The sequence below is a fragment of the Paraglaciecola marina genome (assembly GCF_004360155.1).
Lineage (GTDB): Bacteria > Pseudomonadota > Gammaproteobacteria > Enterobacterales > Alteromonadaceae > Paraglaciecola > Paraglaciecola marina.
Map to the genome: position 1 here is coordinate 62,078 of NZ_SAIS01000019.1, position 13,974 is coordinate 76,051.

Here is a 13,974-nt window from a genome sequence, read left to right on the forward strand (position 1 = left end):
GAAATATTGTTGATTAACCCAACATCTAACCCCCAATGAATTTAAACATACCTGTTTTACAACATGCTTTAGCAGTTGATAATAAGTGGAGTAAAGCGTGTTAAAAAAAGGCCAAGACATTTTCTTTTTGCAAGATTGGCAAGTAAACCCTAGCACTAATACTTTGCAACGGGGCGAACAAACTAAGCAGCTTGAGCCGAAAGCCATGGATGTATTGCTATTGTTGTGTAAACAACAAGGTGAGGTATTAAGTGCAGATGAAATCGCCACCCAATGTTGGGGCGGTATGGATATTGGCGACAACCCAGTACACAAAGCAGTGACCCAACTGCGCAAAGCCCTAGGCGATAAAGCCAGCGCACCCACTTATATCGAAACTATCCGCAAACGCGGCTATCACATTATTGCTAAGTTAGACTTCCCCCTAGACTCAGAACACAAAGCCGAGCAAGCCAGCTGGCAAGGTGTGTCGCCCTTTCCCGGACTAGTGGCGTTTGGGGCAAAAGACTCGCAAGTATTTTTTGGCCGTAACCAACAAATAAGCACCTTGCTAGAAGGCCTATCAAACCAAGTGGCCGCCAGCCATGCCTTCACCCTTATCTTAGGCCCAAGTGGTACCGGTAAATCCTCTTTAGTCAACGCGGGGTTACAGCCTGCCCTTAGCAGTACAAATGGCTACAATGGTATAGGGGTAATATCAGATACCAGTATCGACTTTGCCGACATAACCCCAGGCCGATTATTTATTGATTTTGCCTCAGCCTTAATGGATTGGGAGGTCAACGACCAAGCCGTATTTAGCAATATGAGCGCTGAAAGCTTAGCCGAGCAACTGCAAACCAATCATCAGGCCAGCCTGGCACTATGTGCTCAAGCACTTATGCAAGCGCAATCAGGCTACAACAAGGCCCAGTTTTTTCTGTTTATTGACCGCTTAGAAGTGCTGCTGTCTTCCCCCATATTTAGCGATGAAGAGCGCACTCTGCTGCTAAACATCATCCAAAGCTTGGCCACAAGTGGCAAAGTAATAGTGATTGCCGCCTGTCGTAATGACTTTTACCCCTTAGTGGTCAATCAACCTAGCTTAATGGCGGGCAAAGCCCAAGGCTCACATTTTGATTTAACTGCACCCAGCCGGTCCGAGCTGATGCAAATGATCCGCCTACCAGCCAAAGCCGCAAACTTGAGCTGGTCAAAAGACGAGTCAGGGTTTGGGCTAGACGAATTACTCTGCCAAGAGGCCGCCAGTAACCCCGACTCCCTACCTATGCTGCAGTACACGCTACAAGAGTTGTATTTACAGCGCAGTAGCCAAGACCAGTTAGAAGTGTCTGTCTATCAAGCATTAGGCGGGATAGAAGGCGCTATAGGTAAAAAAGCTGAGCAAGTGTATCAACAGCTATCAGCTGAGCATCAAAGTCAATTTGCCTATGTGTTATCCCTGTTAGTGACCTTAAACCTAGACAGTGAAACCATCACCAGCCGCGCAGCGCGCTGGTCGCAACTGGACTCAAAAGCCGCCAAAGAATTTGTGCAAGCCATGGTTGATAGCCGCTTGTTTGTCTCCCACCTGCAAAATAGTGAACCCTGTTTTAGTTTGGCCCACGAAGCCTTACTGCGCCGCTGGAACCGCGCCAGCGAGTGGATAAGCGACCATCAAGACAGCTTGCTAATTAAAAGCCGCTTACAACAGCAAAGTGAACGCTGGCTACAGGAGGGCAAAAACAACGCGTATTTATTAGCCAAAGGCAAGCCCCTACTCGAAGCCCAAAGCCTTAAACAAAATAAAGTATTTGTACTGGAACCAAATGAACACGCACTAATCAACGCCTCCCTTAAGCGCCTAAACCTTATCCACTGGTTTAGGCGTACCACCTTTAGCTTATTGTGTGTACTAACGGTGACGGCTGTTTGGATGAGTGTAAAAAGCTACCAAGCCGAAGCATTGGCCCAACAAAAACGCCTTGAAGCTGAAAGCCTTTTAGGTTTTATGGTGGGCGAATTTGCCGACAAGTTGCGCAGTGTCAAACGTATGGATTTACTCGATGGGATCAGTAATAAAGCGTTGGAGTATTTTAGCCAACAAGGTGATAGCTATGACGGGGGCGGGCTATTCTCTTTAGCTGATAGTGAACAGAATTTTAAAGCGCAGTTTCAACATGCCCAAACCTTGGGGGCAATGGGGGAAGTGGCTTATTCTAGAGCTAAAAATGATGAGGCTAAGCAGGCGTTTAGTTCTGCCAAAGTGATATTGGATAAATTGTATCTTGAACAAGCTGATAATTTGGATCTGTTGAAGACATTGGGAGCAAATGCGTTTTGGTTGGGGCAATTGGCTATGGATCATGCTGAATATGGAAGAGCCAAGACTTATTTTGAGGGCTACCTAACTTATAGTAACGGTATGATTGATCTTGTCCCAGAAGATACAGATGCGCAATGGGAGTTATCTTATTCTTATCTAGCCATAGGGGGGATTAATACTAAATTGCAATTATACGATGAGGCTGAAGCATCCATAGAGTCTGCATTGGCCATTCAGTATAAATTAGTGGAAAACTTGTCCCCAACAGACCTCACTAATTTATATATAGCCGACACGCTAGAATGGTTGGCTGAAACAGAAGAACAATTAGGAAGTTTGCAGCAAGCGGTTCAAACTAGAAAAAAAGCACAAAAGACTGTCAATACACTACTTATTACTCAAATAGATAATGCTGATTTATTCGAATACCTAGCATATTCCTACTTTAATACTGCTAACACCCAATATTACTTAGGCAATTATGAAGAGGCACATAAAGCAATATCAAAAGCTATTACACATTTTAATACTATGCTGAACCAAGATGATTCCAATCAAGTGTGGCAATTGCAACTGATTGCTGCACAAGCCTTGAGACATTATTTGGCTACAAATATCCAAAGCGAATTATTAATGCCCCTCCTCAATTTTGATGATTTTAACAAGGCATTAAGTCAATTAGAAAAACAACCTTCGATTATCGTTATATTTATCAAATATTATCAACTCAATAATATGTGGGATAACGCGCTAGAAGCCATTAATTTAGCTATTCCTAGATTAGAAGAATTAGTCTCCAAGCAACCTAGCAACGGTAAGTTACTGTCCTCCTTAAGTAATATTTATTTAGCTTTAGCTAGACAACTCAAGAAGACCTCCAGTGATAATGATAACAGGGTCGAGGCCTGTAATAAGGTGCTCGATATATTGCGACCTACTATCACTCTCAACAGTAGCTTTGAGCTGATACTGCCCTATGTGCAAGCTTATGATTGTTTAGGGAGAGTCAATGAAATTCAAAAATTTGTGCAGAGATTAGAATATATGCAGATAAAGGACTACCGATTCTAATTTATTAAAACACACATCAATATCAGGACAACCAATGTTTCCAAAAATAATAACCACTCGAACTCGTGTATATACAGATGAAGACGACAATAACCCCGTAGTACAATTTTACAATTCTCAAGATGATACATGGGAAAAAGACATAACCTTAGACTTTAACCGTGCAGGGATAGCCGTCTTTACCTTGAATATGGATCCTCAAAAAGAAAAGTATATCTTTTTCGGCGCATTACAAAAAACGGAATGTGGCAGTAGCCCAGATACCAATTGGGATTTTAAGATAAACGTGGCGGGCAATACCATTAGTTTTAATAACGACTGTAAAAATGAGCAGCAGATCGATATCAAACTTACCCTAATACCGCGTGATTCAGAAGAGGTTGAAGATGTGTTGATAAGCGCTGACCCTAGGCTTAGAAATCAACCTGACTAATAAAGAAATTGCGGGGTCACCCAAAGATCTGAGAGGTAAGAGCCGCAGATATGATTCAAACTATCAATAATTAGTCACGAACGCTGGCACTTAACCGCCAGCGTTTTATTGTCTACTATATCATGGAATAATTTAGATTTACTGTCGCCACATTGTGGCAAGGAGCTGACTCTTAGACTAATGAATCACTTCTAAAAACCCACTACTATTCGAGTTTTTTATTAACCACCTCACCATCTTAACCCGAAAATTTATTTACCCGATGATGTTTTAACATTTTCTTTAGCCTACAAACACAACAGACAGAAAATAAAATAAAAGCAACAATATCAACAACTTAAAATCAGAAGGTTACCAGAAGGTTCATACCGTTCTTTTTCATTAAAGTATTTGACATCAATCGCACACAGTTATTAAACATACGGTATACAGATGTCTCACTCTAAGAAAATTAGTCAAGTAAACTCTCCAAACACAGAGATGTGCTCCATAGTCGATAAGTTCTCAATTCCACTATCTAATGAAAAAATGGACTCTTTTGTGAACATGATAAATATCATCGCCGAAGGTATTTTTGTTGTTAATGGTGATGGAATCATCGAGATAGTTAATCCGATGGCGGCTAAGTTTTTAGGTGGCTCACAAGAGTCTCTTGTAGGGCAACGCTGGTTCAGTTTTCTGCATGACCGCTATCGTGAACAATATGAATACATTTTCCTAAACTGGAAAGATAACAAAAAGCCGGCCCTTAACCATGGCCCCAAAGAAGTGCTATTAACCCGCACCGATGGTACATGGTTAGAAGTGGATTTATCAATATCATGTTTGCCTGAATCACTGACTGAAGGCAGCCCTATGTTTGTGGGAGTAGTGCATAACTTAACCAAGCATAAAACAGAATATAGTGAATTGCGAAGGCAGGCCAGTACCGACCATTTAACGGGTTTAGCCAATCGTTACAACTTAGAAAAAACCCTCAACAAAAGTTGGAATGAGAGCATTATTAATAATCAGCCAATCAGTCTCATTTTAATTGATGTGGATTATTTTAAGCATTTCAACGACCAATTTGGCCACGTAAACGGAGACAAATGTTTGCAAAGAATTGCAAAGGTTATTGATAGTTGCTTACCATCAAATGAAAGCTTGGCTGCCCGCTATGGTGGTGAAGAATTTGCCGTCATCTTGCCCCACTCCCATATAGAAGATGCACAAGCAGTTGCTAGGCATATTCAACAACAAATCAACATTATTAACTTTACGGATTTACATTTACCAACTACGTTTAGAGTGAGTGTTAGCCAAGGGATTTCGTGTGAACACAATGGCCAATATCGCACCCCTGAAGCCTTAATTTGTGCAGCTGACACAGCTTTGTATCGAGCGAAAGAGGAAGGCAGAAACAGAGTTAACGTGAGTAACTAGGTTACCCACAATTTTATACCAAGAAGCGGACAAAAAAACCTCGTATTACGCTTCTTGGCTTTTTAATTAACTAGGCATCTAACCTTATCTTTTAATCTCGTGTTAACACTTCTATTAATTCAATTTCAAAAATTAAATTAGCATTCGCTGGGATCATATTACCGATTTCTCGCTCCCCATACGCTAAGTGTGCAGGAACCCATAACTTACGTTTCCCTCCTACCTTCATATCTTTAAGGCCTAAAATCCAACCTTGTATCACCCGCTTATTACTCAGTACAGTTTGAAAAGCTGCTCCTTTTTTAAAAGAAGAATCAAATTCAGTTCCATCTTCAAGCCAGCCTTTATAGTGAGCTGTGATTAATGCCCCCCTTTCCGCAGCTTTTCCTGTTCCTATTACTAAGTCTTCTATTTTTAAGTCTTGTTGCATATTGAATTTCTGACCATCTATTTTTAGGTCTAAAGTATAACGGCTAAAACATAGTGAATACTTCATTAATACCTAATTTAACAATATGAAGTTTGTATTAGTATTTCCTTCTATGTTTTAAAAAGGTACATTAAATACTCATTGCAATAGCTAGTGTTTAAGGAATTACATTGGGTGAACATGGGCAATATGTGAGTAGTCGTTCACAACAGTTAATGTTGTTTTCAGGCAGAGGGCCATGGAATGATGAAGCATTAACCTACGGGACAAAAAGTACTCAAGCTGATCTCCAAGCAATAGATCACAACAGACCTTGGGGACAAATAGGCTTTTTGTATGGCGAAAGTTTAATGCCGCCCACAGCTTTTAAGCTATTTTCCGACGTTATAAGCCTACGCCAACAAATGGGTTTAAAAGCGATAGCAATAATGATTCAAGATTCGGATATAATCACTACAATTAAAACACAGTTAAAAGTGGCCTATAACAAGGCAGGAATTGAGAGTGAGTTTTTTAATGATTTTGACAGTGCCACTAAATGGCTAAGTCAATTTGATATTGAATTTAACCTAGCAGAAGTCAATAACTTCTATCTAAGCAACCAGTTTATCGACAACCAGTAGTACTTAAGCTTTCCTATAAAATCGCACTGACTCTAAATTTCAATAAAAAAATGCCAGCTTAGTCAGCTGGCATTTAAATACGATTAACTAACGTTTTATGAATTTAAAACACGTAATTATATTGTGCAGCAACTAAAGCAGCATCACCTTGGCTGGTGTATTCCCACTCTCCGCCTAGGTTATCAGGCTCTACAAATGTGCGCTCTTTACCTTTAATAACGGTAACGCCAAGATCAATTGTTGAACTGTCACTAAATGTATAAGTAGCACCTGCGCTTAACCATACTCTATCAGTATCAGGAATAGAGATAGATAAATGGTCAGGATCGGTTGGAGTTTTGTCATATGCGATACCAGCACGAAGTTTGGTTTGCTCATTTAACTGATAATCACCACCAATTGAGTAACGGAAACTATTCGAGAAATTCTCTGTTTTAGAAAAAACAGGCGTATCACTTCCTTCAACGTAAGCTTCTAATTGTTCAAAGCTACTCCATTGTGTCCAATTGATACTGTAGTGAAGGCCGTACTTTTCATTCAATTGATGACTACCTGAAAATTCTGCCATAGCAGGTAGTTCTAGATTTAATGAACCAGGTAATACAACACCTTCTAACCCACCAAGTACTGCAGGTAACTCGTTACTGTATTCACCATCAAAAGCAATATCAGTTGAACTGCGATAATGGAAACCAAAACGAGAGTTTTCATCCAAATCATAAGCCAAACCTATGTTCCACCCATAGCCGGTATCATCACCTTCTAGGTAAACCGCTTCAGTATCACTTGTAACACCCAAAGTTGAACCAAAGTTAGCTTGTAAATAGACTGGGAACCCAACACCAGCATGGCGAGTGACTTGTGCTTCTGCATAAATAAAATTCAAACCTGCAGCAATAGTTAGCGCGTCAGTAACTCTATAAGATGCACTAGCGTTAAGGTTTACGGTCACAATTTCAGTTTTACCGGCAATTTGACCTGCATCATAATCTTCTGGAAAGTCAGTAGCTAACCCGAAATTAGAAAATACACCGAATCCTACGGCAACCTTGTCATCTATTGGCATAACGTAATACGCAGCAGGTACAAAAGCATTCGGTGCAATACTATCATCGTCAATTGCTTCAGCTGATGAGTAAGCAGGGGTGCTTTCACCTTCAAGGCTTACATCAGGGAGTACAAAAGTACCGACAATTGATAACTGGTTTTCAGTAAATTGAGACATCAAAGCAGGGTTACGAGCCACAACAGAGGCATTTTCTGCGATTGCGGCATCACCTGCGAAAGCTCTGCCTAAACCAGATGCGCTATGCTCAGCCAATTGAAATGCTGCAGAAAATGCATTAAGTGAAAAAACACTTAAGCCAGCAGTAAGTAAAATGCGATTAAATTTCATGATATCTCCAATACTTTGAACCAAGCATCACTATGGGTTGCGAGGTTACTCAAAAAAATAGGTAACTCATCCGACTTCTAGTACGAAATTCGGGCAGCGCATAATATAGATTTGCAGAATAAATACCAGAAAAAGTCACAAAAAATGCAAAAATTTCACTAAAAACACCAAAACTTAACAAACAAAACCAAAGCAATTAACAAAAACAAAACATAAGTTTATGAATTAAACTGATTCAGATAATTAGCATGTAAGTTATAAATGACTACGGTTAACCCTTAACCAGTAGGTCAGATATATAAACCCTATTCCAAGTGCAGTTCCTATCAATGAAATCTTATTCCACAAAGCAGAGATTAAAATAAATTTGGGAGTGCCTACTTGTTGAATGCTATTTGGTATTAACTCTTTAGCAAGAGCAAAATATTCAAACAATGCCTCTCGTAGAAAGTGTGAATCTAATTTCAAATAATTTGTAATATAAGACTCAATCACCAATAAAAGCGCAACTGGTAATACAGCCCATAAAAAAGGGGCTTTATTGGCAAACATTGACGCTAACATTAACCAAGAAAATAGCGGAAACATCCACAGCGCATAAAAAAACAGACTAGTCCAAACCGAAGTCATATTGCTAAATATGTTGGCATTACCCCATAGTTCCCATAGGGAGATATCATATCCAACATCTAATATGTAGCAGCCTAACAACCCTAATAGAACAAAAATAAACACAACAAGCGTTGCTGCAAGCATAAATATAGCAGGCACAACCAAGGCCCCCGTCAGTAGTTTAACCATGATATTTTGCGCGTCAGACACGGGTAATGAACGCCAAAAATAGATAGACTGATCCCGCCTTTCATCAAACAGGCAAGTAGTGAAATAATAAAGCTGGATAACCAAACCTACTAAAATAAAGGGTGCAAACATTCCCATAATAGTAGCGAGAAAAAGTCGAGTTAAACCTTGCACGTTATTCAGGTTGTCTGTATTCGATACGCCCTCAAATACGACACGTATTTGAGCACCTTCAAGTAACAGCAATTTAAGTAAAGGTGCAGCAATCATAAAAATACCAATCAACAATGGCATCCAAAATAAGGTTTTTTTAAACTCCCAAAGCTCTTTTCTAACCCCCATGAAAATTTGCATGACCTTCATAGCGCGCCTTCTTGGGACATAATACCCACAAATACATCCGCTAAACTCGGAGAGCTCACCTGCCCCAATGATGCCATAACATCAAGATCAGCGTCATCAAACAACATACTTGTTAAGCCCATCATATTATTCTCAAATACAGGATTTAATGCCTGTGCTGCTGCCAAATTCTCATTTTTAACTGCTAACAACTTAAAGCGAGAACGAATGCCTTCAACACTTTCATGCACCACAATTTGACCATTTTTGATAAAAGCAACATCGGTTAAGATATGTTCTATTTCTTCTATTTGATGGGTAGTGATAATGATGCATTTTTCATCGTTGTGAAAATCTTCTAATAAATGACTATAAAACTGGCGACGAGTTAGAATGTCTAAACCTAAGGTTGGTTCATCTAACACTAATACTCTTGCATCTACGGCTAATATCAAGGCTAAATGCAATTGTGTCACCATGCCTTTAGATAAGGCTTTTACTGTGGCTGACATGGGAATGTTTGTTTTGGCTAAAAAGGCTAAGGCTTTCTCAGGATCAAAATTAGGATGTACACCTTGCATATAAGTCAGAGCCTGACTCACCTTGATCCACTTTGGCAATACAGCTACATCCGCAATATAAGCAACCTTCTCTAACATTTTAGTTCGATGTTTAGATGGGTTATGTCCCAATACTGTTATGTCACCTTTATAACGAGTTAGACCCAATAATGCTTGCAAGCAGGTTGTTTTGCCTGCTCCATTAGAACCAACTAACCCTAAAATTTGTCCTGCTTCAACATTTAGGTTTATGTCTTGAAGCACATGTTTTTGACTATAGGATTTGTTTAATCCAGAAATAGATATTAAAGGGGACAATAGAAGTGTTCCTCGCTGGCCTACAATTACAGTTCAATTAATTTTCGAACTTCAAGTGATAGTGATATGAAACCGAGATTCTAATATAAAAGCTGCAACAAAGAACCACATAAGACTGAGGTCAATCTAGACTAACAATGTGACAACTAATTGTTCAGTGATTAATGTGAATGGGCATTTTCTGATTTAAAAACTTTAACTTGTAACTTTTTAAGGTACTGAAACAATATTAATCCCATCAACACCCAGCCAGATATTTGATAAAGCCACCCCATCATATCCGAATGCTCACCATGTACTAATGCTAATTGCCAATCGAAAACTTTTAAAACTTTATCGAAAATTACCCCCGACACAAGGGCTCCTGTGGTAATACCAAGCAAATATAAGGCTAATTCTTTTTTACCCAATTCATTTTTGATAACCATTAAGGTAGCAATATTGGTTGCAGGACCAGTTAACATAAATACCAAGGCAGCCCCAGGTGTGATACCAGACATAAGTAAGCCAACAGCAATAGGTGTTGATGCGGTTGCGCAGACGTACATAGGAATAGAAATTAACACCACTAATAACATTGTCCCTATGCCTTGAGCATACTGAGTTATAAAGTCTTCAGGTAGGTAGGTAGTAATTAATGCAGCAAAAAACAATCCGATTAAAAACCACCCCATAAAGTCTCGTAACAATTGCCCATAGCCAAATTTAATGGCAGCCTTGATTTTTTGGATAAAAGTAAGTTGTTTGGGTTTTGCGCCACTGCAGCAAGAAGGCGCAGCTTTATTGTCTTTTTTAGCTAGCGGTGGCGTATTTTCAGTAAACATTGCAATCAAACTACCGGTGAATATGGCGGAAAATATTGCAGCTATAGGTCTAGCAATAGCCATTACCGGGCCCATTAATGCATAGGTGACGCCTATAGAGTCAATCCCCGTCTCTGGTGTCGCCACTAAAAAACTAGCGGTACTTGCTTTAGAGGCTCCACTTCTTCTAATACCCATTGCCACAGGGATAACTGAACATGAACATAAAGGAAGGGGGGCGCCTATGACCGCAGCATTCACCACGGACCCTTTCTTTCCAAGTGTTGCCTCAATCCAAGTTTTTGGCACTAATTGATGAATGACACCCGCAATCAACATACCTAATAACAAATAAGGGGCTGATTCCACAAAAAGAAGAATAAAGTTCGACAACAGCTGCACATTACACCTCGCTTTCTAGGGTTGAAATTATGGAACAAAACTCAGCGCTTTCTTGCCCACCACAACAATATCGAGCTAGCTTTTCTAAAGTACTCTGCATTTGTTGTAGCTGTAAGATTTGCTCGGCAACATCTTCAATTTTTGCATCTGTTATTGATTTTGCTTCAGCACAAACATGTTGGCTCTTATCATTTTTTATAGCTAACAGTGATGCAATTTCAGATAAACTAAATCCACAAGCCTTACTTCTTTTAATAAAGTTTGCAGTAATTAAGTCATTTTCAGAATAAATACGATAGTTACTATGGCTTCGCCCCGAAGGCTTTAATAACCCAGCTTTTTCATAATAACGTAACGTATGCGCATTTAAATTAGATAATTTAGCTAGTTCACTTATCTGCATCTCAGATCCACTTATTGTGCTCAGTGATACTATGATAAACCTTAAACTAACATCTAAGGTCAATAGTGTTGTAAGCAATAATTATGATTTTTTAATAAAATGACTTATGGCTTCAGACCAACAGTGTTGTGGTCTAAGTTCTAGATCTAAAACAAACCACTCTCCACTAAAAGGCTATATTATTGACAAAACCTGTAAGACTATTGTTCATCATAAAGATATGCGCATCAGTCGCAACCTCAAGTTTGGTGTTATTTTAGGATTGGATTTAGAAGCGTACACTGCAGCTTTTTCCAAAACCTAATCTTTATATCAATATTTATGCAGACGTTGCAGGAGATTCTATTTAAAGAAACTGTCTATTTAGTAATTATTTTCGGTAGCAAGAATTGACTAGTGGTTATTAGCAAATAATTTTTCGCCTCAATAAACGCTTACAGATAGATTCTAAATTCTTTAATAAATCATTCTCTTAAATATATTAGATAAAAATTTTATATTTTTTATTAGCATCAAGTTAATAACTACCTAAAATAAACATTTATTCTTGTATTCAGTCATTTCAAGAAGACCTAGACTGATATGCAAAGGGTGGTGTTCTTTGGTGAATATTTTTACAGAAAATTGTGCAGTATTAATACACAAAAGAGTAACAACCTATACTATATGATTAACAATTATTTCCTATGAGCTTAAGACTTGATGACTGTTTTTACGAAGATAACCTTAATACAGGTAATTAAGACTGTAGCTTTTATCATAACTTTAGTGCTTCTCATTTTTTACGAGAACCTTCCTAAACGTACTATGGCTCTGCATCCAGAACTAACTAAGAACGCATTTGAATCTGTTGATGAGGTTATTGGCGGGAATTCAGAAATAATTTGGGTCGATAAAACTCAGTTAAGTTGGATATGTCACCTTAGGGCTGGCGCACCTTATCCATATTGTGGAATTTCCGTGTTGTGGTCTAAACCTGCAGCCAAACAACTAGACTTATCTGTATATGATGGCCTAGAAGTAGAGTTAGATTACAATGGTCCCGCCACATATTTAAGGGTTTATCTACGTAATTATTATCCAGCTCCAGATATAACGGATATTGTAGGAAAAGCTAAGTTTAATAGCTTCTCCACCCTAGCTACAGATTTTAAAAGACCCACTATGATCCCCTTCAAAGACCTAAGAGTTGCTGACTGGTGGATTGAAAATAATAAAATACCACCAAAGGAAATAAAAACGGATATTAGTAAAGTAATTGCCATAGGTATAGATATTCCATACCCAAACACATTAGGTCGTCATGAGTTCAAGCTCAAATCTATTAAAGCGACAGGCTATTATTTTTCGAAAGAAACCTTATATTTTTCAATTATTTTATTCTGGGCTGCCTTTATTATTTCAGAAATTTTAATACGACAAGCAAGATTGCTATCAATGATTAAGGTCAGTGATCAACAATTAAAAGAATTTAGAACAATAAGTGAATTATACCGCGAGAAAGCAGAACACGATCAGTTAACAGATATTTTAAACCGCGAAGGCTTAAATCGAATTGTTGATGACTTATACACAAAAAAATCTCTAAATAACTATGCTCTTTTAGTATTAGATTTAGACTTTTTCAAAACAATAAATGACGAGTATGGTCACGTTGTTGGTGATAATGTACTTCAAGAAGTATCTAACATCTTTAAGGCATGTATACGCTCATACGACATAGTGGCAAGATGGGGTGGAGAAGAATTCATCATTCTATTCCATAGTATCAGCAGTGAAAATATTGAGCCTTTTGCCGAAAAAATTCGTAAAAAAATTGAATCAACAAGTTTTGTTGCTGGAAAAGTCCAGAATATTACAGTGAGCATCGGTGCCACAAAAATTGCTCGCTCAGAGCTATTTGAGAATGCTTTCATTCGAGCAGATAAAGCCCTATATCAAGCCAAAGAAACAGGAAGAAACAGGACAATTATCGAATTGTAATTTTCAGCAACACTACAACAATTCTTTTAACTACTAACTAATAAGTCAAAATAAATAGGAGAAAAAATGGATAAGTTTATGGCAGCTGCAATCGAAGAAGCACAAAAAGGGTTAGACGAAGGTGGCATTCCAATTGGGTCAGTAATTGTGCATAAAGGTGAAATTATTGGTCGTGGGCATAATCGCCGGGTTCAAAGTGGCAGCCCTATTCTCCATGGAGAAATGGACGCCTTCGAAAATGCTGGGCGTCAAACAGCGGCGACGTATAGAGAATCAACAATCTATACCACTCTATCGCCATGCTCCATGTGCTCTGGTGCCATTATCTTATATGGGATATCGAAAGTAGTAGTAGGCGAAAATACTACATTTATGGGTGAAGAAGCATTACTTAAATCCAAAGGTGTATCTGTCACCGTTTTACAAGATCAACATTGTATAAACTTGATGGAGAACTTTATAAAAGCTAAACCAGAGCTTTGGAATGAAGATATTGGCGAGTAAAGCAAAAAAAATACAACCAAAAGCCAACAAAAACCAACAAAAAGTTAAAAATAATTAACACAGTGTTATTTAAACCTACCTAAAATACAGCTATTATTGATTATCTGTGGTTTAAATAGTAAAAATAATGGCTCATTAGCCTTAATATTTGTACTTTATTTTTTGTATAAAATAA

At 38.5% G+C, this 13,974-nt stretch carries 12 protein-coding genes; 6 read left to right on the forward strand and 6 right to left on the reverse strand.

The window, feature by feature from the left end:
- Positions 1-97: 97 nt before the first annotated feature.
- The 3 genes from EOK74_RS19030 (at position 98) to EOK74_RS19040 (ending at position 5,234) form a co-directional block, all read left to right on the forward strand.
- Entirely contained in the window at positions 98-3,376 is a 3,279-nt protein-coding gene (locus EOK74_RS19030) for an nSTAND1 domain-containing NTPase (RefSeq protein ID WP_133471700.1), read from the forward strand.
- A gap of 34 nt (positions 3,377-3,410) precedes the next feature.
- Positions 3,411-3,809, forward strand: coding sequence for a DP-EP family protein (locus tag EOK74_RS19035; RefSeq protein ID WP_133471701.1), 399 nt, complete (start codon positions 3,411-3,413; stop codon positions 3,807-3,809).
- 432 nt (positions 3,810-4,241) lie between these two features.
- Positions 4,242-5,234: a GGDEF domain-containing protein gene (locus EOK74_RS19040; protein ID WP_133471702.1), complete on the forward strand. Its 993-nt coding sequence runs from the start codon at positions 4,242-4,244 to the stop codon at positions 5,232-5,234.
- A 91-nt stretch (positions 5,235-5,325) separates the two neighbouring features.
- Here EOK74_RS19040 and EOK74_RS19045 read toward each other — a convergent pair whose 3' ends face one another.
- Positions 5,326-5,664 (reverse strand): FKBP-type peptidyl-prolyl cis-trans isomerase, encoded by a 339-nt coding sequence (locus EOK74_RS19045; RefSeq protein ID WP_133471726.1) that lies wholly within the window; start codon positions 5,662-5,664, stop codon positions 5,326-5,328.
- 170 nt (positions 5,665-5,834) lie between these two features.
- On the opposite strand from EOK74_RS19045, the gene EOK74_RS19050 reads away from it, so the two are divergent.
- Entirely contained in the window at positions 5,835-6,287 is a 453-nt protein-coding gene (locus tag EOK74_RS19050) for a hypothetical protein (RefSeq protein ID WP_133471703.1), read from the forward strand.
- A 103-nt stretch (positions 6,288-6,390) separates the two neighbouring features.
- On the opposite strand, the gene EOK74_RS19055 is transcribed toward EOK74_RS19050, so the two are convergent.
- The 5 genes from EOK74_RS19055 to zntR form a co-directional block, all read right to left on the reverse strand.
- Positions 6,391-7,683: an outer membrane protein transport protein gene (locus tag EOK74_RS19055; protein ID WP_133471704.1), complete on the reverse strand. Its 1,293-nt coding sequence runs from the start codon at positions 7,681-7,683 to the stop codon at positions 6,391-6,393.
- A 255-nt stretch (positions 7,684-7,938) separates the two neighbouring features.
- Positions 7,939-8,847: a hypothetical protein gene (locus EOK74_RS19060; protein WP_133471705.1), complete on the reverse strand. Its 909-nt coding sequence runs from the start codon at positions 8,845-8,847 to the stop codon at positions 7,939-7,941.
- Complete coding sequence (locus EOK74_RS19065) at positions 8,844-9,704, reverse strand: ABC transporter ATP-binding protein (protein WP_133471706.1); 861 nt, start codon at positions 9,702-9,704, stop codon at positions 8,844-8,846. The genes EOK74_RS19060 and EOK74_RS19065 overlap by 4 nt, the downstream gene beginning before the upstream one ends.
- 161 nt (positions 9,705-9,865) lie before the next feature.
- Positions 9,866-10,909, reverse strand: a complete 1,044-nt coding sequence (locus tag EOK74_RS19070) for an SO_0444 family Cu/Zn efflux transporter (protein ID WP_133471707.1) — start codon at positions 10,907-10,909, stop codon at positions 9,866-9,868.
- A gap of 1 nt (position 10,910) precedes the next feature.
- A complete protein-coding gene (gene zntR, locus EOK74_RS19075; RefSeq protein WP_133471708.1) occupies positions 10,911-11,312 on the reverse strand; it encodes a Zn(2+)-responsive transcriptional regulator in 402 nt (133 codons plus the stop codon).
- Between the two features lie 702 nt (positions 11,313-12,014).
- Here zntR and EOK74_RS19080 point away from each other — a divergent pair.
- Positions 12,015-13,295, forward strand: coding sequence for a GGDEF domain-containing protein (locus EOK74_RS19080; RefSeq protein ID WP_133471709.1), 1,281 nt, complete (start codon positions 12,015-12,017; stop codon positions 13,293-13,295).
- 66 nt (positions 13,296-13,361) lie between these two features.
- Positions 13,362-13,799: a nucleoside deaminase gene (locus EOK74_RS19085; protein ID WP_133471710.1), complete on the forward strand. Its 438-nt coding sequence runs from the start codon at positions 13,362-13,364 to the stop codon at positions 13,797-13,799.
- The last annotated feature ends 175 nt before the right edge of the window (positions 13,800-13,974 follow it).